Annotated in this window: 21 protein-coding genes and 1 other RNA gene; 10 read left to right on the top strand and 12 right to left on the bottom strand. The window is 67.9% G+C overall.

The features are described 5' to 3' along the window. Positions 1-3: 3 nt before the first annotated feature. The gene (locus tag BUB76_RS11440; protein ID WP_073128921.1) at positions 4-756 is read right to left on the bottom strand and encodes a DUF2182 domain-containing protein; all 753 of its coding nucleotides are present in this window, start codon (positions 754-756) and stop codon (positions 4-6) included. A 169-nt stretch (positions 757-925) separates the two neighbouring features. On the opposite strand from BUB76_RS11440, the gene BUB76_RS11435 reads away from it, so the two are divergent. From BUB76_RS11435 to BUB76_RS11405, 7 genes are all read left to right on the top strand, one after another. Next, entirely contained in the window at positions 926-1,276 is a 351-nt protein-coding gene (locus BUB76_RS11435) for a DUF4345 family protein (RefSeq protein WP_073128920.1), read from the top strand. 12 nt (positions 1,277-1,288) lie between these two features. Beyond that, positions 1,289-1,636: a transfer-messenger RNA gene (gene ssrA, locus BUB76_RS11430) on the top strand. A 108-nt stretch (positions 1,637-1,744) separates the two neighbouring features. Next, positions 1,745-2,233, top strand: a complete 489-nt coding sequence (locus BUB76_RS11425) for an SspB family protein (protein WP_073128919.1) — start codon at positions 1,745-1,747, stop codon at positions 2,231-2,233. A gap of 84 nt (positions 2,234-2,317) precedes the next feature. Then, complete coding sequence (gene fumC / locus BUB76_RS11420) at positions 2,318-3,709, top strand: class II fumarate hydratase (RefSeq protein ID WP_073128918.1); 1,392 nt, start codon at positions 2,318-2,320, stop codon at positions 3,707-3,709. After that, positions 3,706-3,891, top strand: a complete 186-nt coding sequence (locus tag BUB76_RS11415; RefSeq protein WP_073128917.1) for a DUF4169 family protein — start codon at positions 3,706-3,708, stop codon at positions 3,889-3,891. Before fumC ends, BUB76_RS11415 begins: the two co-directional genes overlap by 4 nt. Further along, on the top strand, positions 3,888-4,112 hold the full coding sequence (locus tag BUB76_RS11410; protein ID WP_073128916.1) for a ribbon-helix-helix domain-containing protein: 225 nt from the start codon (positions 3,888-3,890) through the stop codon (positions 4,110-4,112). Before BUB76_RS11415 ends, BUB76_RS11410 begins: the two co-directional genes overlap by 4 nt. A gap of 24 nt (positions 4,113-4,136) precedes the next feature. Beyond that, complete coding sequence (locus tag BUB76_RS11405) at positions 4,137-4,367, top strand: N-(5'-phosphoribosyl)anthranilate isomerase (protein ID WP_073128915.1); 231 nt, start codon at positions 4,137-4,139, stop codon at positions 4,365-4,367. Between the two features lie 71 nt (positions 4,368-4,438). Here BUB76_RS11405 and BUB76_RS11400 read toward each other — a convergent pair whose 3' ends face one another. From BUB76_RS11400 to BUB76_RS11390, 3 genes are all read right to left on the bottom strand, one after another. Then, the gene (locus BUB76_RS11400; RefSeq protein WP_073128914.1) at positions 4,439-5,785 is read right to left on the bottom strand and encodes a cytochrome P450; all 1,347 of its coding nucleotides are present in this window, start codon (positions 5,783-5,785) and stop codon (positions 4,439-4,441) included. Beyond that, positions 5,782-7,050: a hypothetical protein gene (locus tag BUB76_RS11395; protein WP_073128913.1), complete on the bottom strand. Its 1,269-nt coding sequence runs from the start codon at positions 7,048-7,050 to the stop codon at positions 5,782-5,784. Before BUB76_RS11395 ends, BUB76_RS11400 begins: the two co-directional genes overlap by 4 nt. Positions 7,051-7,122: 72 nt before the next feature. After that, complete coding sequence (locus BUB76_RS11390) at positions 7,123-7,875, bottom strand: cytochrome c biogenesis CcdA family protein (RefSeq protein WP_073128912.1); 753 nt, start codon at positions 7,873-7,875, stop codon at positions 7,123-7,125. A gap of 93 nt (positions 7,876-7,968) precedes the next feature. Here BUB76_RS11390 and BUB76_RS11385 point away from each other — a divergent pair, with 93 nt between their 5' ends. Further along, positions 7,969-8,199 carry a sulfurtransferase TusA family protein gene (locus BUB76_RS11385; RefSeq protein WP_073128911.1) on the top strand — a complete coding sequence of 77 codons (231 nt, stop codon included), beginning with the start codon at positions 7,969-7,971 and terminating at the stop codon, positions 8,197-8,199. Here BUB76_RS11385 and BUB76_RS11380 read toward each other — a convergent pair. From BUB76_RS11380 to purC, 8 genes are all read right to left on the bottom strand, one after another. Further along, on the bottom strand, positions 8,175-9,395 hold the full coding sequence (locus tag BUB76_RS11380; protein WP_073128910.1) for an MFS transporter: 1,221 nt from the start codon (positions 9,393-9,395) through the stop codon (positions 8,175-8,177). The genes BUB76_RS11385 and BUB76_RS11380 overlap by 25 nt on opposite strands. A gap of 55 nt (positions 9,396-9,450) precedes the next feature. Then, a complete protein-coding gene (locus BUB76_RS11375) occupies positions 9,451-12,138 on the bottom strand; it encodes a ribonuclease E/G (protein WP_073128909.1) in 2,688 nt (895 codons plus the stop codon). A 496-nt stretch (positions 12,139-12,634) separates the two neighbouring features. Further along, complete coding sequence (locus tag BUB76_RS11370) at positions 12,635-13,966, bottom strand: sigma-54-dependent transcriptional regulator (protein ID WP_073128908.1); 1,332 nt, start codon at positions 13,964-13,966, stop codon at positions 12,635-12,637. A gap of 13 nt (positions 13,967-13,979) precedes the next feature. Then, positions 13,980-15,737 (bottom strand): sensor histidine kinase, encoded by a 1,758-nt coding sequence (locus tag BUB76_RS11365; RefSeq protein ID WP_073128907.1) that lies wholly within the window; start codon positions 15,735-15,737, stop codon positions 13,980-13,982. A 37-nt stretch (positions 15,738-15,774) separates the two neighbouring features. Then, positions 15,775-16,443 (bottom strand): phosphoribosylformylglycinamidine synthase subunit PurQ, encoded by a 669-nt coding sequence (gene purQ / locus BUB76_RS11360; RefSeq protein WP_073128906.1) that lies wholly within the window; start codon positions 16,441-16,443, stop codon positions 15,775-15,777. Next, a complete protein-coding gene (locus BUB76_RS11355) occupies positions 16,440-16,982 on the bottom strand; it encodes a 5' nucleotidase, NT5C type (RefSeq protein ID WP_214607535.1) in 543 nt (180 codons plus the stop codon). The genes purQ and BUB76_RS11355 overlap by 4 nt, the downstream gene beginning before the upstream one ends. Next, entirely contained in the window at positions 16,983-17,213 is a 231-nt protein-coding gene (gene purS / locus BUB76_RS11350; RefSeq protein WP_073128905.1) for a phosphoribosylformylglycinamidine synthase subunit PurS, read from the bottom strand. Positions 17,214-17,268: 55 nt separating this feature from the next. After that, on the bottom strand, positions 17,269-18,030 hold the full coding sequence (gene purC / locus BUB76_RS11345) for a phosphoribosylaminoimidazolesuccinocarboxamide synthase (protein ID WP_073128904.1): 762 nt from the start codon (positions 18,028-18,030) through the stop codon (positions 17,269-17,271). Positions 18,031-18,179: 149 nt separating this feature from the next. On the opposite strand from purC, the gene BUB76_RS11340 reads away from it, so the two are divergent. Together BUB76_RS11340 and BUB76_RS11335 are read left to right on the top strand one after the other, a co-directional pair. Beyond that, a complete protein-coding gene (locus tag BUB76_RS11340) occupies positions 18,180-18,494 on the top strand; it encodes a DUF1476 domain-containing protein (protein WP_073128903.1) in 315 nt (104 codons plus the stop codon). 134 nt (positions 18,495-18,628) lie between these two features. Continuing rightward, positions 18,629-20,386: a phosphatidylglycerol lysyltransferase domain-containing protein gene (locus tag BUB76_RS11335; protein WP_175550301.1), complete on the top strand. Its 1,758-nt coding sequence runs from the start codon at positions 18,629-18,631 to the stop codon at positions 20,384-20,386. Positions 20,387-20,412: the final 26 nt, after the last annotated feature.

Genomic DNA, 20,412 nt, shown 5'->3' with positions numbered 1-20,412 from the left:
GGATCAGAGGAACGAGGCGGCGATGATTCCGCCCCCGGCGAGACAGAGCGCGGCGCCCGCCGGCCGAAGCAGGCGGTGGCCGATCTGCGGCAATTTCTCGAGCACCATAAACAGCGTCGCGGCGCCCATCCACAACAGGCTCATGACGCCGCCGACGAAGCCCAGCGCCATGAAGCCCCAGCAGCAGCCGACGCAGAAGGCGCCCAGCGAAACGCCCATGCGCAGCCCGCCAAGCCCGCCGGGGCGCCAGTGACCGAGGAAATAGGTGGTGGGGGCGTGGCAGACGCCGTGGCAGACCTCTTTCGCGCGGGTGAACTGGAAGAGACCCACGGCGATCAGAAGGCCGCCCGAGATCAGGCCGCTCGTCGCGATACCCAGGTCGTCGATGACACCCGCGCGCAAAAGGGCCACCTGCACCGCCGCGATACCGGCGGCGAAGACCACCCAGACGGCGAAGAAGCCGGCGAGCACCCCCAGCCAGCCAGCCCGCGTGGCGCCCGCGCTGCGCGTCAGGTCGTCATAGGCGCGCAGGGTCGGGACCGTGGTCGGCAGCATCATCGCCGCCATCATCGCCGCCCACATGACGAACAGCGCCCCGAAACCGTCCATGGGCATCATGTTCATGGAAACCGGGCGGCCCAGCAGGTCGACCCCGGACATGCGCGCCATGGAGTACATCACCCACCAGGCGCAAAGGATCACCGCGAAGAAGCCAAGCCACAGCGCCGATCGCACCCATCCAGTCCAGCGGGTCACGCGCGCCTCCCTGCTTCGCGGTCCAGTCACCGGTTTGGTCGGCCATATCGGCCATGGGAGTCAAATCGTTTCGCGCGGCATCCGAACAGGATCCGCAGGGCCCATTGGTCGCGGCGCCGGAACTTTGCGCCGCGCCGGTCGCTAAAGGCGAAATCAGCGGAGAGTTTTCATGGTCGACCTTCTGAACATCGTCATCGCGCTTCTGTCCATCGGCTTCGGCGCCATCGGCTGGCTGGCGCCGCGCTACACGATGGAAAAACTCGACACCCAGGACAAGGGATCGACCATGGGCGTGTCCGAGGTGCGCGCCGCCTCGGGCGCGCTGTTCGTGGGGCTGGGTCTGGGCGCGCTGCTGATCGGCGACCCCATCGCCTATGCCATGATCGGCTTTGCCTGGGGCGGAGGGGCCGTGGGGCGCGCCACGTCCCTGCTGCTCGACGGCGTGACCCGGTCGAAGGTGATCTTCTTCGCGGTCGAGGCCGTGGTGGGCATCGTCGGCATCTGGATCAATCTGGCCTGAGCGTCGCGCTTCGGGCTTGAACCGACCGCCCGCGCCCCCTATTTCTGGGGTGTTCCGCAAGGAACTATGGACATAAACGCGCTCGTAATAAGCGGATCGGACCCGGGGGCGGTACCCGGCGGCTCCACCAAATTCCCTCGTTGGGGGCTCATGGGGCCGAAACAGGATCGACGGACGTCTAAAGGGGTTGCTTTGTCTCGGTGAGCTACCACCGATATCGGTGCAGAAAAGTACAATTGCCAACGACAATCGTGCTCCGGTCGCCGTTGCAGCCTAAGCTGTAACAGACCGAAATCTAAGTCCTTGCGCCTAGCAGCGTAAGGCGGGGTTCGCAGGCACCTGGCAACAGAAGCCTGCATTTTCATCCCCCGAATTTCATCTTTGCGCGGGTCTCCGCACGGGGCCTTTCGTCCCTTTTCATCGCTTGCGAATGTCGTATGGTCAGAGGAACCGACAAGGGCAGAGGCGATGACGCGCAAGATCGATTACGGCAACCTGATGCACGCGGCCATGCGGGGCCTGATCCGCCGCGTGCTCGAGGATGTGCGCGACCACGGCCTGCCGGGCGACCACCATTTCTTCATCACCTTCGACACGATGCACCCCGACGTCGAGATCGCCGACTGGCTGTCCGACCGTTATCCGGGCGAAATGACGGTGGTCATGCAGCACTGGTACGACGGGCTGGAGGTGACCGGCGAAGGCTTTTCCGTCACCCTGAACTTCGGTGACAGCCCCGAGCCGCTATACATCCCCTACGACGCCATCCGCACCTTCGTGGACCCTTCGGTCGAATTCGGCCTGCGCTTCGAGACGCAGGAGGACGAGGACTCGTCCGACGATGACGACGAGGATGTCGCGCCCGCCGGCATGATCGACATCGATGATGACGCCGAGGCGAAGCCCAAGCCCAAGAAGGACGCCGACGTGGTCAGCCTGGACGCCTTCCGCAAGTAGCGGGCCACGCGCGCCGTTGTCGCGGGCGCGGCGCTGCGCTAGTCCATGGGGCAAACCCAAGGACCGCATGTGAGGACCCCGCAGATGACCGGCACCCGCACCGAAACAGACAGCTTTGGCCCGCTCGACGTGCCCGCAGACAAGTACTGGGGCGCACAGACCCAGCGGTCGCTGATGAACTTCCCCATCGGGTGGGAGCGTCAGCCGGTGGCCATCGTGCGCGCGCTGGGCGTCATCAAGCAGGCCTGCGCCATGGCCAACAAGGCGCGCGGCAAGCTGGACGACGGCCGCGCCGACGCGATCATCTCGGCCGCGTCCGAGGTGGTGGCCGGCAAGCTCGACGACCACTTCCCGCTGGTCGTGTGGCAGACCGGCTCGGGCACCCAGTCGAACATGAACGCCAACGAGGTCATCGCCAACCGCGCGATCGAGATCATGGGCGGCGAGATCGGCTCGAAGGACCCGGTCCATCCCAACGACCATTGCAACATGGGCCAGTCCAGCAACGACACCTTCCCCACCGCCATGCACATTGCCTGCGCCACCACGGTGCGCGACACGCTGCTGCCGGGCCTGCGCCACCTGCACGCGGCGCTGGACGCCAAGGCGAAGGAATGGGACGCCATCATCAAGATCGGCCGGACGCACACCATGGACGCGACGCCGCTTACCCTGGGACAGGAGTTCTCGGGCTACGCGCATCAGGTCGCCATGGGGATCGAGCGGGTCGAGGCCACCCTGCCCCGCCTGCACCAACTGGCCCAGGGCGGCACCGCCGTGGGCACCGGGCTGAACACCCCCGAGGGCTGGGGCGAGGAAGTCGCGGGCCACATGGCCGACATCACCGGCCTGCCGCTGGTCACCGCGCCCAACAAGTTCGAGGCGCTGGCCGCCCACGACACGCTGGTCGAGCTCTCGGGCGCGCTGAAGACCGTGGCCGCGTCCATCTACAAGATCGCCTGCGACATCCGCATGCTGGGCTCGGGCCCCCGCTGCGGCCTGGGCGAGCTGATGCTGCCCGAGAACGAGCCCGGAAGCTCGATAATGCCCGGCAAGGTGAATCCCACCCAGGTCGAGGCGATCACCCAGGTCTGCGCCCATGTCATGGGCAACGACGCCGCCGTGGGCTTCGCCGGCAGCCAGGGCCATTTCGAGCTGAACGTGATGAAGCCGATGATGGCCTACAACGTGCTGCAATCCATGCAGCTTCTGGGCGACGCCTGCGTGGCCTTCACCGACAATTGCGTGGCAGGCATCCGCGCCGACGAGGATCGCATCGGCAAGCTCATGCGCGAGTCTCTGATGCTGGTCACCGCGCTGGCGCCCGAGATCGGCTATGACAACGCCACGACGGTCGCCAAGACCGCGCACAAGAACGGCACGACCCTGAAGGAAGAGGCCATCAACCTGGGCTTCGTCGATGCCGAGACGTTCGAGCGCGTGGTCCGTCCCGAGCAGATGATCGGCCCCAAATGAGCGATGGCCCGATCAATCTGAACAAGGCCCGCAAGGCGCGCCAGCGGTCCGACGACAAGGCGCGGGCCGACGCCAACGCCGCGAAACACGGCCGCAGCAAGGCCGAGCGGGTGGCCGAGGCCGCCCGCACCGACCGCGCCCGGGCGCTTCTCGACGGCCACAAGTTCACCGAGGACGAGTGAGCGGGCCACCGGTCAAGCGCTCGCTCACCCTGCGGGGGCATCGCACCTCCGTGTCGCTGGAAGACCCGTTCTGGCGGGAATTCCGGCGCATCGCGGCCGAGGACGGGCGCCCGCTCAACGACCTGGCCGCCGCCATCGACGCCGCGCGCGACCCCGAGACCGGGCTCGCCTCGGCGATCCGGGTTTTCGTTCTGGAACGGGTGCTTGAAAGGAACTCTTAACCAGGTTCATGGCACGCTCGTGCGATGCAAGAGCGATACGAGACCATCACGCCCGACCAGTTCCTGTTCCAGATCTTCCGAAGCAAATCGGCCATGGCCGGCGGCGTGGTGCGCCGCGCCGCGCGCGATGTGGAGCGGGTGATGGGCCGCGCTGCCTTCCGTGCCGAGCTGGAACGCCGTGGCTTCCACGCCGTCGAGAATGCCGGCCAGTTCGTCATTTTCTGCAACAACGAACCGGTGCGTGTGGTTTGCTGAGCCTGTGATGAGATCATCTGCGATGATCTCCGGGAGACTATCTTAGATCGTCTCGAACAGATGATCCCGGATCATCTGGGCGACAGGTCCAACCAAATCCCCTCCGCCGCCCGCACCGTCAGATGCGCCTGGGGCACCGGCACGCGCCCCGCAACCGGGGCCAGGCGCCAGTGCGCAAGGATCGCGGCCAGCAGGATCACCCCCTCGGCCATGGCGAAGCCCGCGCCGGTGCAGACCCGTGGCCCGGCCGAGAACGGCATGTATGCGTCGCGCTGGCTGTCGCGGGTGGCCGGGTCCTGCCAGCGGTCGGGGTCGAAGGCATCGGGATTTTTCCAAAGCCGTTCGTGCCGGTGCAGGTGCCAGGGGCTCAGCACCACCAGGTCGCCCCGGCGTGCGTCACGGTCGCGCAGCCGCTCGGCGCGGCTCGTCTCGCGCACCATCATCGGCACGGGTGGATACAGTCGCAGGGTCTCGCGGAACACGTCGCGGGTGGTTTTCAGGACCGACAGGCGCGCGAAGGTCGGGTCAGCCATGTACTCCCGCGCCTCGGCCGCCACACGGTCCTGGATCTCGGGATGGGTCGCCAGCAGGTACAGCGCCCAGCCCAGGGCCGCCGCGCTGGTCTCGTGCCCCGCCAGGAAGAAGATCGCCACCTGGTCCACCATCTCGTCCGCGTCGAAGCGCTCGTCGGTCTCGGGATCGGCGGTGGTCAGGATCTTGGTGGCCAGGTCATCTGGCGCGCGCCCCTCGGCCACCTCGGCAAGGCGTTGATCGACCAGACCCGCGATCAGGCCGCGGATGCGCCTGGCCGCCGCGCGGGTGCGGCGGCGGTGCAGGCGCGGCGCCCAGGACGGCAGACGCAGGAAGGCGCCCAGGTTCATCAGGGGCTGGGTCCGCTGGTAGGCCCGGAACTCGTCGAAGACCCGCGCCGCGACCTGATGCTCGATCGGGATCGAGAACAGCGTGCGGAAGATCACGTCGGCGGCGGCATGGCTGGCCTCGGGCTCGACATCCTGCACGCCGGTTTGCAGCCGCCCGGCCCCGGCGCGCGCGGCCTCCAGCATGGCCGGGAAGGTATCGCGCAGCCGTCCGCCCGCGAAGGCCGGGTCGATGATCCGCCGCTGGCGCGCCCATTCCGCGCCGTTCGTGACGAAGACCGAACGGCCCAGCAACGGGCGCAGCCCCTCGCCCACGCGGTCGGCCTTGGGAAAATCGGCGGGCCGGTCGCGCAGCACCAGCCGCAGGACGCCCGGGTCGTTCACCATGAAGGACCGGAAGAATGGCGTGCGGAACTCGGCCATCCAAGCGCGATAGAGCCGCGCGGGCTGCGCGGACAGGATATCGGCGCGGAACAGCTTGAAATACCGCCAGAGCGGCACCCTGTCGGGTCGCGCCGCCGGCTTGGGCGGCAATGTCATGCGGCCATGGAGGTATGGGACGAGGCGGCCACGTCGATGCGCGAGGCCGAAGGCTTGCGCCCAGCCAGCCGCGCGGCGAGGGTCTGCGGCCCGGCCGTGATCGCGAAATAATCGTAACGGCCCGGATCGTCGAGCAGCGCGTCGAAGGCGCAGAGATACTGGAAATGCAGCCGGAAGAATCGCCAGCGCAGCTTTTTCCACGTCTCGTCCCGCAACGTCTGGGTGAAGGCCGCCGACAGCACCAACGGCCAACGCTGCCCGGTCGCGGGCGCGACGCCCGAGACGGCAACCGGATCGCACAGGGCAAACGAGCAGCCATCGCCGGGCGCGGTCACGTCCACCCAGGTCAGCCGGTCGGTCGTGGACAGGAACCGCAGGTCGGCCCGCAGCCGGTCCGCGGCGGGCAGGAAGCTCATCATCGGGATGACCTGCCCCAGCGACAGGAAGGACAGAACCGGGCCGTTGGCCGGCACCTTCCCGTCGCGGATCAGGTCCGCGAGGATCGACACCGCCAAGTGCGCGCCCGAGCTGTGCCCGATGACCAGCACTTCGTCCACGTCCTCGGCCAGCGCGGCAGCGATGGCACCGCCGAACTCGGCCATCCGCGCCTCGAGCGCGGGCGGGTTGGCCCCGTTCCACCGCGCCGCGAAGGCGTAATCGTGCATCAGGTAATAGGCGTAGAGCCTGTTATCGATCCTGCGAAACCCGCGCAGGGCCGCCACCGCCACCGCAGCGCCGACGACCAGCTCGATGACCGGGCCGACCCACCCCAGGCCGATCCCGAAAGGGTGCAGTCCCACGGTCAGGCCGAAGGTGAGTGCCGATCCCACGATGCGCCCCGCCACCACCGCGAGGACGAGCTGGAGAAGCAGCATCCCCACCGGGTAGAGCGCGGCGATGACCGGCCCCTTGCGCAGCCACATGAGCCGCCGCAGCGCGCCCGAGGCGATATAGGTCCAGGCCGTGCGCGCCAGCTGCGCGTAGGTCGCCGCGATGCCGCTATCCATGGATTTGCGCACGATGTCGGACCAGACCAGCACCTCGACCGAGCTCAGCGCCGTGCGCCCCTCGATCCGGGCGCCCACGTCCCAGCCATACCGCTTGCCCTGTCGCGGCTTGATCCCGATCTCGTATCCCGAAAGGGCCGCCTGCTGCTTGCTTTCCTTTCGGTAGAGCTCGCGGTAGCGGCGCGGGTGGATCGGGTCATATCCCGGCAGGTAGAAGACCCGGCGCGTCTTGACCGGGCGGCTGGCGGCGGTTTCCATCGGCGACATCCCTCGTGCTTGGGCGAAGGATAGCAACGAAATCGGGCAACAATAAGTAGCGGAACGCCCCGATTAGCCCAGAAGGGCCAGCCCGGGAAACGTGTTGAGCAGCCAGAACGAGAACGCGGTGAAGGCCCCGGTCATCAGGGCGACCCCGACCACGACCAGCAGCGCGCCCATGGCCCGCTCGATCGCCTTCATGTGCCGCTTGATCCGGTTCATCACGCCCATCGCCCGCTGGATGAACAGGGCCGCCAGAAGGAACGGGATTCCCAGTCCGGCGGCATAGACGGCCAGCAGGGTCGTGCCGCGCGCGACGTCGGCCTCGGACGCGGCAAGGCTGAGGATCGCGCCCAGCTGCGGGCCGATGCAGGGCGTCCAGCCGAAGGCGAAGGCCAGCCCCAGGACGTATGCGCCCAGCCCGCTGCCGCCGCGATCACCGGCATCGAGCCGCGCCTCGCGGTCGAGGATGGGGATGCGGAAGACGCCCAAGAAATGCAGGCCGAAGATCGTTACCACGGCACCTGAGATCTTCGTCATTATATCCTGATATTGCAGGAAAAACGCGCCGAAGGCCGATGCCGTGAACCCGAGGATCAGGAAGACCGTCGAAAGGCCCAGCACGAAGAACAGCGCGGGCAGCATCGCGCGGCGTCGCTGGACCGTGCCCGCCTGGATCTCGGACATCGAAATCCCGCCCATGTAGGCCAGGTAGGGCGGCACGATCGGCAGCACGCAGGGGCTCAGGAACGACAGCAGCCCCGCGCTGAGCGCGATCAGCAACGCGGGCAGAAGGCTCGCATCGATGATGTCGAATCCATGCATGGGGTCTGCTTAGCCCAGCGGGCGCAGCGCGTCATCCGCACAAGCGTCACAAGCCCGTGGACAAAGTGAAACACCCCCGGCAGTGTCGCGCCCATGACATTCGACCACGATCTGGACGCGCGCGGCCTGCTTTGCCCTCTGCCCGTGCTGAAGCTGCGCAAGCGGATGCAGGCGCTGGCCCCCGGCGCCGTGATCCGCGTGCAGGCGGACGACGCGGCCGCCATCGTCGACATTCCGCATTTCTGCGCCGAAGCGGGGCACGAGTTGTTGGGGCAATGCGACGGCGACGACGCGCAGCACTACTTCGTGCGCAAGGCCGGCTGATCCACCGGCACCCGCCGCGCCCACAGCAACAGCCCCAGCCAACACAACAGGCCCGCCGCGGCATAGGCGGCAAGGATCGGCTGCATCTCGGCGTGGCGCATGCTGTCGGTGTCGGGGCTGGCGCCGGCCGCCACAAAAAGGCTGGCGGCGAACAGGGCGCGACCGGCCAGGCTTTGCACCGACAGGCAGGTGGCGCGCGTGTGGTCATCCAGCAGCGGCTGGATCCGCGCAAGGATGAAGGGCGTCGACAGCGCATCGGGCACCATCCGCAGGAACAGGATGGCGACGACCAGCGCGCTGGCGCTGGCGGCCAGCACCGCGCTCAGCCCGATCTGCATCCCGAAGGCCAGGAGCAGCAGCGCCGCCAGCCCGAACCGCCGGCGCAGCCCCGGCGCGGCCCACGAGGCGGCGACCGAAACCACCATCATGACCGCCGTGACCACCCCGCTGACGGCCGGCGTGCCCTCGGACAGGCCCAGCGGGCGCAGCGCGTCCAGGATGAAGGGCTGGCCGAAGACGAAGGGGATATGGCTGTAGCCGTACATGAGCACCGCCAGCGCGAAGAGCCATGCCAGCACGGGCCGCGAGATGGCCGCGCGCAGGCCCGGCAATGGGTTGGCGGCCTCGGCCCCCCGGTGCGGCGGTTCGGTGAACAGCCAAGCGATCAGGCAGGCCGCGGCGAAGGCCAGGCCGCCCAGGCCGAAGGTCAGCGGGAAGGACACGAGGCCCAGCGCCCCGCCCGACACCGCCGCCAGCGCCAGCGCCGAGAACGAGAACCGCCAGGCACGAAGCTCCTCGGCCTCGACCCGGTCGCCGCGGCCCTGCGCCCGCAGGGATTCGTAGAGGAACGAGCTGTCGGTCCCCGAGGCAAGCGCCGCGGCCGCCCCCAGCGCCACCTGCCCCAGCACGAAGATGGCGAACCCGCCGCCCAGCGCCAGCAGGCCGCATCCCAGCGCCCCGCATCCCGCGGCCAGGATCAGCGTCGGCCGGCGCCCCAGGCGGTCCGAGGCATAGCCCGACGGAACCTCGAGGATCAGCGTTGCGGTATCGTAGACGGCATAGAGCGCCACGGCTGCCGCGGCCGACAGGCTGGACTGGAAATAGAGAAACCAGACTGCCTGCCAGAACAGAAGCGACTGGAAGAACTTGAACCACGGGTAAAGCGCGACGTTGCGCGCGGCGGCCTCGGGGTTCATCCCGCGGGGCCTGGAACGACACGCGCCCGGCACGGGGGCCGGGCGCGTTCGGATCCTAGCTTCTCAGCGACCACCAACCGCGTTTCTTCGGCTTTTGCGACTCGTCGGACCCTTGGTCGGCATCGGCCATGGCCGGCTCGGCCTTCTCGGGCTCGGAATCCGCAGGCTCGGGGGCGGGCGCGTCGTCGGCCTTGGTCTCAGCCACGGGCGCCGGGCTTTCGGGCTCGTTTTCCGCGACCGGCGGCGCGACGGGGGCGTCCGCGCTGATCTGGTCCTTCACCTCGTCCGAGACGGGCTGATCCATGGCCGGCGCACTGTCGTCGCTGGCCGTTTCATCCACGGGTGCGGCGGCGGGGGTCTCTGCCCGCGCGGCGACCTCGGTCTGATCGTCGGTCTTGGGCGCGTCGGTCTCTGCCGCGGCTTCCGAGGCGACGGGATCGGCCGGCTTGCGCCGACGGCCGCCACGCGACCGCTTGCGCTTGGGCTTGTCACCGGACGAGTCGTCGTCGTCCTGCGCGTTCTGGTCGGCCGGCTTGGCCTCTCCATTGCTGTCGGGCGCCTTGGCGTCATCGTCCTGCCTGGACTGGTCGCCGGACTTGGCGTCGGCAGTCTGAGTCTCGGACTGGCAGTTGCCGTTGTCGCTGTCGGCCCCGTCCCCGTTGCCGCCCTTGCGGCGACGACGGCGGCGGCGGCGCTTCTTCGGCTTGTCCTCGCCCGTGTCGTCCGATCCGCCGCGCGACGGCGCGGGCTCGGACCCGTTCGCCGCCGGGGCTTCGTCTGCGATGACCTCGGTGGTCTCGTCCACCGCGTCGAGCTCGTCCATCATCGAAGCCGAAGACACGATTGCGGCGGTCTGCTCGACCTGGCGCGTCATCTGCTGCTTGAATTTCTCGAGCTTGTAGTCGGGGCTGACAAGCGTGGCGTCGGCCTCGATCCGGACGACCATGCCATAGCGCGCCTCGATCTGGATGATGTGGTCGCGCTTGTGGTTCATCAGGTAGTTGGCGATGGCCACCGGCGCGGTCACGCAGATCTCGCGCGTCTTCTTGCGCGTGCCCTCTTCCTCAAGCTGGCGCAGGATGGCGAGCGACACGTTGTCGTCCGAGCGCAGCAGGCCGGTGCCGTGGCAATGCGGGCAAGGCTGGGTCGTCGCCTCGATCATGCCGGGGCGCAGGCGCTGGCGCGACATTTCCAGCAGACCGAAACCGCTGATCTTGCCGACCTGGATGCGCGCGCGGTCGGTCTTCAGCTTTTCCTTGAAGTGCTTCTCGACATTCGCGTTGTGCTTGCGATCCTCCATGTCGATGAAGTCGATCACGATCAGGCCGGCCAGGTCGCGCAGCCGCAGCTGGCGCGCCACTTCCTCGGCGGCCTCCATGTTGGTCTTGTAGGCCGTGTCCTCGATCGAGCCTTCCTTGGTGGCCCGGCCGGAGTTCACGTCGATGGCCACAAGCGCCTCGGTCACGCCGATCACGATGTAGCCGCCCGAAGGAAGCTGGACCGTCGGGTTGAACATGCCCCCCAGGTAGCTTTCCACCTGATGACGCGCGAACAGCGGCATCTGGTCGTGGTAGTTCTTCACGTTCTTGGCGTGGGACGGCATGATCATCTTCATGAAGTCCTTGGCCACGCGGTAGCCGACCTCGCCCTCGACCAGCACTTCGTCGATCTCGCGGTTGTAGAGGTCGCGGATCGAGCGCTTGATCAGGTTGCCTTCCTCGTAGATCGGCGCGGGCGCGATGGATTGCAGCGTCAGGGCGCGGATCTGCTCCCACATGCGCTGCAGGTACTCGTAGTCGCGCTTGATCTCGGTCTTGGTGCGCTTGGCGCCCGCGGTGCGGATGATCAGCCCGGCGCCTTTCGGCACCTCGATGGAGGTGGCGATTTCCTTCAGCTTCTTGCGGTCCGCGGCGTTGGTGATCTTGCGGCTGATGCCGCCGCCACGCGCCGTGTTGGGCATGAGCACGCAGTACCGGCCGGCCAGCGACAGGTAGGTGGTCAGCGCGGCGCCCTTGTTGCCCCGCTCTTCCTTGACGACCTGCACCAGCAGGATCTGGCGGACCTTGATGACTTCCTGGATCTTGTACTTCTTCGCGCGCGGCTTGCGGCGCGGGCGCACGTCGTCCGGGGTGTCGTCGTCGGCGACGGATTCGATGTTGTCGTCCCGCTCGGACGCATCGTCGGCGGCGACGTAGGGCTTGGGCTCGTCGTCATCGTCGTCGCCGGGCGCGTTGGCACCGTCGTCGTCCTCGGTCAGATCGACCACGTCCATGCCCGGCACACCGTCGATGACGGCGGCGGTCTTGGCGTCGGCCAGTTCGTCGGCATCCGCGCCGTCGCCCTCGCCCGGCGCGCTGGTCACGGCGTCGTCGGTGTTGGTGTCGGCGGCCTTGGCGCGGCTCCGGCTACGGCTGCGACGCTTGGGCTTTTCCTCTTCCCGGGCCTCTTCCTCGGCCTCGGCCATTTCCTCGGCCAGCAGGGCTTCGCGGTCGGCGACCGGGATCTGGTAATAGTCGGGGTGGATCTCCGAGAAGGCCAGGAAGCCGTGGCGGTTGCCGCCGTAATCGACAAAGGCCGCCTGAAGCGACGGTTCGACCCGCGTTACCTTTGCGAGGTAGATGTTGCCAGCGAGCTGGCGCTTGTTCTCGGATTCAAAATCGAATTCCTCGACCTTGTTTCCGTCCACCACCACGACGCGGGTCTCTTCCGCGTGGGTGGCGTCGATGAGCATCTTTTTTGCCATAAATCCAAATTCCGCAATCCGGGCGGCGCAGCGACCTGCGGGGGTGCTGTGCATGGGGGCACGGATTGTCTGTCACAGGCGATGGCTGGGCCGCAAAGCGACCGCCGGGGGCGCCCGATGGGCCCCATGATCGGCTGGTCTGTCCTAGGCGCGCGGCGCATCGCAGTTCATCTCCGACAAGTGAAGCAGCGCTCCAATCGTCCATTCGGGATCCGGCGCGGACGCATCCTTTGCCGGAATTATCACGGGCCTCTCGGCCCAGATCTGTCTGCCGGGACACACGGTTTGTCCGGTGTCGATCTCCGCCAGCGAAATCGAGGGGGCGACACGGACATGTGTCCATCGGTCATCCGCTACCCTTCTTCATAGAGGAGATGGCGACCGATTTACAACGACAATATGCGCGATCCGCGACAACCCATGGGTGCGCACCCGCGCCCGGGCCCAACCCTTGGGGACCCGGCGCACGGCGGATTTGCTGTGTATGGGGCGTGGATCAGCCGCCGAGATAGTCCGATCGCGTCAGGCCGTACTTGGCCATTTTCTCGTTCAGGGTCCGCCGTGGCAGGCACAGCTCGTCCATCACGGCGACGATCGAGCCGCGATGGCGGCGCATCGTGTTGTCGATCAGCATCCGCTCGAACGCCTCGACATATTCCTTGAGCGGCTTGCCCTCGGTGGTCATTCCCGGCTCGGCGTCGTTCTCGTCGGCCATGAGCAGGCTCGAGATCTTGCCCGAGCCGCGCCGGTTCTGCATGACCGCGCGTTCGGCCACGTTGATCAGCTGGCGAATATTTCCCGGCCACGGGGCCTGGAGCAGCTGCGCGGCCTCCTGCGCATTCACCTCGGGCGCGTCGCAGCCGTATTCCTCGGCGGCCTGCTCGGAAAAGCGGGCGAAAAGGGTCAGGATATCCTCGCCCCGCTGGCGCAGTGGCGGCAGGGTGATCTTCATCGCGGCGAGCCGGTAGTAGAGATCCGGGCGCAGCACGTCCTCGCAGGTCTTGCCCTGTTCGCTGAGGTTCGAGATGGCGATCAGCCGCGTCTCGGCCGGCGTGCCCTGCTCGTTCATCCAGGTCAGGAGGCGCGCCTGCAACCCGCTGGGCAGCGCGTCGATATCCTCCAGCACCAGCGTGCCGCCGCGCGCCTGCTCCAGCAGCGGAATGTCTTCGCCCCCTGCCCCGAACAGGTGCGCGGAGAGCGTTTCCTCGTCCTGGCCCGCGCAGGAGAACAGGACGAACTTGCGGCCCGCCTTGGCCCCCACGGCGTGCAGGGCGTGGGCCACCAGCGTCTTGCCGGTGCCGGTCTCGCCGTCGATCAGGACGTGCCCGTCGGCCTGGCCCAGGTCGAGGATATCCTCGCGCAGACGCTCCATCACCGGGGACGAGCCGATCAGCTTCTTCATGATGCCGGTGCCGTCCGACAGCTCGCGCCGCAGGGCGCGGTTGTCCAGCGTCAGGCGCCGCTTGCCCACCGCGCGCTTGGCCAGCTCGGTCATGCGCTCGGGGTTGAAGGGTTTCTCCAGGAAATCGAAGGCACCCACGCGCATGGCCTCGACCGCCATGGGCACGTCACCGTGTCCGGTGATCATGATGACCGGCAACGCGCTGTCGACGCTCATCAGGCGCTTGAGGAACTGCATCCCGTCCATGCCCGGCATCTTGATGTCGCTGACCACGACACCGGGATAATCCTGCCCCAGCACCTTCAGCGCGTCCTCGGCCGAGCCGAAGGTCTCGGTCTCGAAGCCGGACAACGCCAGCCACTGGCTGATGGATTGGCGCATGTCCTGTTCGTCGTCGATGATCGCAATCTTCATGGACGCAGCCATACTGCACCTCCTGTCATTCCGCCGCCTCCCGGCCCCCTTCGAGACTGGGAAGCAGCATCTCGAACACCGCACCACCGCCCCGGGCGTTGCGCGCGGTCAGCCGGCCGCCCAGGTCGGCCACGATCCCGGACGAAATCGCGAGCCCCAGCCCGGTGCCGTCGCCCGGCGCCTTGGTCGTGTAGAACGGCTCGAACAGGGCGTCGAGATCGTGAATCCCGGTGCCATTATCACGCACGGTCAAAACCGCGTTGTCGCCATGGGCCAGGATCAGCTCGATCCGGGGCGCCTTGACATCCTTGGTGGCGTCGATGGCGTTGCGCAGAAGGTTCACGATCACCTGCTCGACCCGGATGCGGTCGGCCATGACGGGCACGGCCTCGGGCGGGACCGACCGGCTGATCGTCACATCGCGCGCCTTCAGCTGCGGCTCCATCATGGCGAGCGCGGCCGACAGCGACGCCCGCAGGTCGATGGGCTCGAACGCGTCTCCGCCCTTCCTGGCATAGCTTTTCAGCTGCCGGGTGATCGCGCCCATCCGCTCGATCAGGTCGTCGATCCGCCGGAACGACGCCAGCGCCTCGTCCGGACGATGGCGCTGCACCAGAAGACGCGCACCCGCCAGGTAGGTCTTCATGGCCGCCAGCGGCTGGTTCAGCTCGTGACTGACCGACGCCGACATTTCGCCCAGCACCGCCAGTTTCGAGGTCTGGGCCACCGTCTGCTCGGCCACCTCCAGGTTCTTTTCGGCCTTTTCCCGCTCGGCGATTTCCCGCTGCAAGGCACCGTTCAACGCGCGAAGTTCAGCCGACTCGCGCTGGAAGAAGATGGACCGGCTCAGCGCCTTCCGGCTCGCCAGCCACGAGCCCGCCGCGATCAGAAGGGCGAAGCCCATGATCTCGATCGCCAGAACGCCGTTCACCTGGTCGCGCACCGAGGCGTAGTTGGTAAAGCTCGTCATCCGCCAGCCCTGGAACGGGATGCGCGTGGACTGCCGCATGACCGCCTCGCCCGACAGGTAGGCGTCGGCGGGCAGCGCGGTCCAGTCGGCGGTGGCGCGGATCGCCCGCTGGATCGCGCCCGTGGCCGAGCGGCGTTCCAGCGCCACGTCCTCGGTCAGCCCGCGCCAGCGCGACTCCGTCGCCAGCACGATCTGGCCTTCGCTGTCGGTGACCATGACGGCGTCGGAGAACCCCGCCCAGCTTTCCTCGAACTGGCGCAGGTCCACGCCCACCACGATCACGCCAGTCAGGTTGCCGCCCACGCGGATCGCCCGGGAATAACTGAAGGCGAAGGCACCGCTGTCGCGCTGCGTGGTCGAAAAGACCGTGCCGTCGCCACGGATCGCGTTGATGAAATAGGGCTCCTGCCGGTGGTTCGATCCCAGCCGCGCCCGGTCGGTGGCCGCCACCGCGCGCCCGTCGCGGTCCAGCAACAACAGCGAGGCCGCGCCGATTTCCTCGAGATACGAGATCAGCCGTTGGCTGGTCGTGGTGAAATCGTTCGAAGTCAGCGCCCCGATCAGCGCCGGATCCCGGCTGAGCAGCAGCGGCACGACGCCGGCCCGCTGCAGCGCGCTCATCAGGTTGCCCGAGTAAAGGGCAAGCCGCACCTCGGCGCGATTGCGGGTGCTTTCGGTGAATCGTTCGGTCAGCAGGATGTTGGTGAACCACACGACCGACACCGCCGCGGCCAGCGCAAGCGCCGTGGCCAGCCGCCATACCCAACGGCGGCGTGGCGTCTCATCGGTCACCGGTGGCTCGCTTGCGCTCATGTCGCGAAATTACGCGTCCGCGCCCTTCCGGGCAAGCTCAGGCCTCGGCGAAGGATTGCGCAAGGCTCGTGAACAGCGCCCGCCCGTCGGTGCCGCCCAGCGCCGGGTCGGCCGCCCGCTCGGGGTGGGGCATCATGCCCAGCACACGGCCGTTCTCGCTCAGGATCCCGGCGATATCGTTGCGCGACCCGTTGGGATTGGCGGCATAGGTGAAGGCCACGCGGCCCTCGCCCGACAGTCGCGCCAACGTGTCGGCGTCGGCGGAATAGTTGCCGTCGTGATGCGCGATAGGAATGTCGATCGCCTGCCGGTCGCGATAGCCGCTGGTGAAAGGGCTGTCGGCGTTTTTCACGATCAGCGGCACGGTCCGGCAGATATACTTCAGCTCGCGGTTGCGCATCAGCGCGCCGGGCAACAGGCCGCTTTCGGTCAGGATCTGGAAACCGTTACAGATTCCAAGGACATAACCGCCCTTCTTCGCGTGATCCACCACGGCCCCGACGATCGGCGAGCGGGCCGCGATGGCGCCGCAGCGCAGGTAGTCCCCGAACGAGAATCCGCCCGGCAAACCCACGAGGTCGACGCCGCCCGGCAGGCCGGTCTCCTTGTGCCAGACCATGGTCACGTCGAACCCCGCCGCGCGCAGGGCCACGGCCAGGTCGCGGTCGCAGTTCGATCCGGGAAAGACGATGACGGCCGCCTTCATTGCGCACGCTCCTGTTCCAGCCGGTCGATGAGGTCGGGCGCGTCGGACCAGCGCATCAGCCGGTGGGCGACGTCCTGCCCGCGATTGTGCAGCGCATCGAAGCAGACGCCGATGCCGCCGAAATTCTCGAAATGGCGCGGCGAATCGTCGATCAGCACATCGGCCGCGATGATCGACTTGTCGCCGCACAGGACCAGGTTCAGCACGGGCACCATGGGGAAATGCCGCTCCATCCACGCCACCTTGTGGACGCAGGACGCGGGATACTCCATCGCGGCCGTGGCGATATAGACCTCGTGATCCTCGACCAGCCGCGCCAGCGCCTCCTGCGCGCCCTCGATGACGTCGACATTGCCGAACACGACACCGCGATGCAGCATCGTCTCGACCCGCGCGGCATCCTCGTCGCTGACGAGTTCGGTCACCTTGCGGCCCGTCATCTCGTCCTCGGTGAAGGAATAGCCCCGCTCGCGCAGGAAGGTCAGCTTGGCCGCGTTCGTGTCGGCCAGCACCTCGTCCATGTCGATGGCGATACGCACCTAGAGGATCTCGATCCGGTAGGATTCGATGACCGTGTTGGCCAGCAGCTTTTCGCACATCTCGCCGATGCGCGCCTCGGACGTGCCATCCTCGAGATCCAGCTCGATCACCTTGCCCTGACGCACGCCGCGCGCCTCGTCGAAGCCCAGCGACCCCAACGCGTGGCGCACCGCTTCGCCCTGGGGGTCGAGGACCCCGTCCTTCAGCATCACGTGTACCCGTGCCTTCATCGCGCGGTCCCCTGCTTCATCTTTCTCAAAATACCTGACGGCGCTCCGTCAGCCCTCAATTGATCAGCGTGGGCTTGGTGGCGTGGGTGACGTTCGAGGGCAGAACCCCCAGGCGCCGCGCCACCTCGGTATAGGCGTCGGTCAGGCTGCCCAGGTCGCGGCGGAACACGTCCTTGTCCAGCTTCTGGCCGGTCTCGACATCCCACAGCCGGCACGAGTCGGGGCTGATCTCGTCGGCGACGATCAGGCGCTGGAAGTCGTTTTCCCACACCCGGCCGATCTCGATCTTGAAATCCACCAGCTTGATGCCGACGGCCAGCATGACGCCCGACATGAAGTCGTTCACCCGCAGGGCCAGCGCCAGCATGTCGTCCAGGTCCTGCTGCGACGCCCAGCCGAAGGCGATGATGTGCTCTTCGCTGACCAGCGGGTCGCCCAGCTTGTCGTCCTTGAGGCAGAACTCGACGATGGGACGCGGCAGCGCGGTGCCCTCCGACAGGCCCAGCCGCGTCGACATGGAACCGGCGGCGAAGTTGCGCACGATCACTTCCAGCGGGATGATCTCGACCTGGCGGATCAGCTGCTCGCGCATGTTCAGCCGCTTGAGGAAATGGTTGGGGATGCCGATCTGCGTCAGCCCCTTCATGAAGAACTCCGACAGGCGGTTGTTCAACACGCCCTTTCCGTCGATCGTCGCCTTCTTCTCGGCGTTGAACGCGGTGGCGTCATCCTTGAAATACTGCACGAAGGTGCCCGGCTCGGGGCCCTCGTACAGGATCTTGGCCTTGCCTTCGTAGATTTTCTTGCGCCGTGCCATGGGTGCTCCTCGATCGGGGCGCGCGCGCGCCGGGCGCCCGGGTGTTGTTGCGGCGTATAGGCGATTGCCGACGTACCGGCAAGAACGGGGGCTTGGCAGCGCGCACGACGGGCCGCATAAAAGAAACGAATACCACCAGGGAGGTCCCCATGACCGACATGCACGACCGCGAGAAGGCGTTCGAGAACAAGTTCGCCCACGATGCCCAGATGCAGTTCAAGGCCGAGGCGCGGCGCAACCGCCTGCTGGGGCTCTGGGCCGCCGACCTGATGGGCAAGACCGGCGACGACGCCGCCGAGTATGCCAAGGAAGTGGTCAAGGCCGATTTCGAGGAAGCCGGCGACGAGGACGTCTACCGCAAGGTGAAGGGCGACCTGGGCGACCGGGTCGAGGAAAAGACCCTGCGCGACAAGATGACCGAGCTCTTGACCGAGGCGAAGGCGCAACTCGCCGACGAAAGCTGACGAAGACCTCTTCTCGCCTTAGCGAATTCTTGGCATCTGCCTGTCATCGTGCCCGTCGGGGCAGCTTCGACGGGTAGGGTATGTATCAGGCAGTAACGACGTATCTGGGTCCCGCCATGCGGGGCCTTTTTCCCATGCTCATCGCCGTGGCGGTCCTGGTGGCACTGCGCGACGCGTGGCCGGCGGCCGAGCTGAGCGACATCGTCGCGCGGCTGACCCGGATCGCCCCCGGGCAATGGGCCCTGTCGCTTGCGGCCACCGCCGCCTGTTTCGGCTGTTTTGCCCGGTCCGAGGCCGCGGTGCACCGCGCGCTCGGCACCCGCCGGGCCCCGCTGGCCGCCGGGCGCAGCGCGATGGCTGCGTTGGGCGTCACGCAGGTCACAGGCCTGGGGCCCTTGGTGGGGCTGCTGGTGCGCTGGCGCTGCGATCCGGCCGGGGGGCTGGGGCGCGCGGCCATGGTGACGGCCGCCAGTTCCGGCGCGTTCCTGGCTGCGCTGGCCACGCTGGCCGCATTGGGCATCGTGTCGGGCGGGCTGGGCGGCACCGCGCTGCGCATCGCGGGGTGGAGCATCCTTGCCGTGGTGGCCGCCGGGCTGCTGGCCGTGGCGCTGAACCGGCGCGCGGGGCGCTTGCCGCCGCTTCCACTGGTGCTGACCATCGCCGGCTGGGCCATGGCCGATGCCAGCTTCGCGGCCTGCGCGTTCTGGGCCTTCCTGCCCGAGATTCCCTATCTCCAGGTGCTGCCGGCCTTCCTGCTGAGCCTTGGCGCCGGCCTGGCGTCGGGTCTTCCGGGCGGGGCGGGCAGCTTCGACCTGACGCTGGCACAGTCCCTGCCCTTGGCGGCGCCGGGCGCGCTCATCTGCGCGGCGATGGCGTTCCGAATGGCCCACGTGGCCGTGCCCGGAGCACTGGCGCTCGCCGCGCTGACCCTGCGCCCCAGCCTTTTCGCAGCGCCGGACCTGCCCGCACGAACCGCCACGGGACTGGCCCCGCCGCCGGACGCCACGCGCGCCGAGGCCGGTCTGCTGCATCAGCCCGGCGCGGTGGCCCTGCTGCGCCATGGCCGGCCCGCCGCGACCTGCTGGGCCGCACCGCACACGCTGGCGCAGATCGGTCCGGACTACGATGGCTACACCCGGGCCGACACGCTGATCGCTGCGGCGTGGGAACAGGGACGCATGCCGCTCGCCTACAAGATCGAAGAACGCGATGCCGTTCGGCTCGGGGCACGGGGCTGGGCGCGGCTGCGGCTGGGCGCCGAGGCGGTGGTCGACGCAAGCACCTTCGACCCCGCGCGCCCGGCGTGCCGGCAGCTGCGCCGCAAGCTGCGCAAGGCCGAGACGGCGGGCGTGACCATCGGCACCGACCCCGCCTGCCCCGCCGACATGGCGCGGATCGACCGCGCCTGGCAGGCCACCTGCGGCCCCGCGCGCGGCGTCTCAATGGGCCGCTATGCGCCCTGCTACGTGGCGCATCAGCGCGTCTTCACCGCCCGTCTGCACGGCCGCGCCGTGGCCTTCATCACGCTGCACCAGGGCGCTCGGGAGTGGACGCTCGACCTTGTCCGCTGGGACGCGGAGGCGCCGGACGGAACCATGCACGCGCTCGTCGCGCACGCGATCTCGGCGGCGCGGACCGAGGGGGTGACTGACGTCTCTCTCGCCGCAGTAGCTGACGGGGCGCGCTGGCAGCCCCGGGGCAGCGAGGGTCTGCGCCGGTTCAAATCGTATTTCGATCCGCGCTGGCGTCCCTTGTATGCCGCGGCGCCCTCCCGGCTGGCCCTTGCGCTCGGCCTGGCGGACCTGCTGTGGTGCATCGCGCGACCGCCCGAAACGGCACCGGCGCATGAAGATGATGAAACATCTGCATTTGTCCACAGCGCGCATTCGTGACACATCAGCGGAAATCAATTCTGGGA

The organism is Palleronia salina (assembly GCF_900141995.1).
Classification (GTDB): Bacteria; Pseudomonadota; Alphaproteobacteria; order Rhodobacterales; family Rhodobacteraceae; genus Palleronia; species Palleronia salina.
Note: the sequence above shows the minus strand (reverse complement) of the source record. Positions and strands in the feature narration are given on the sequence as shown.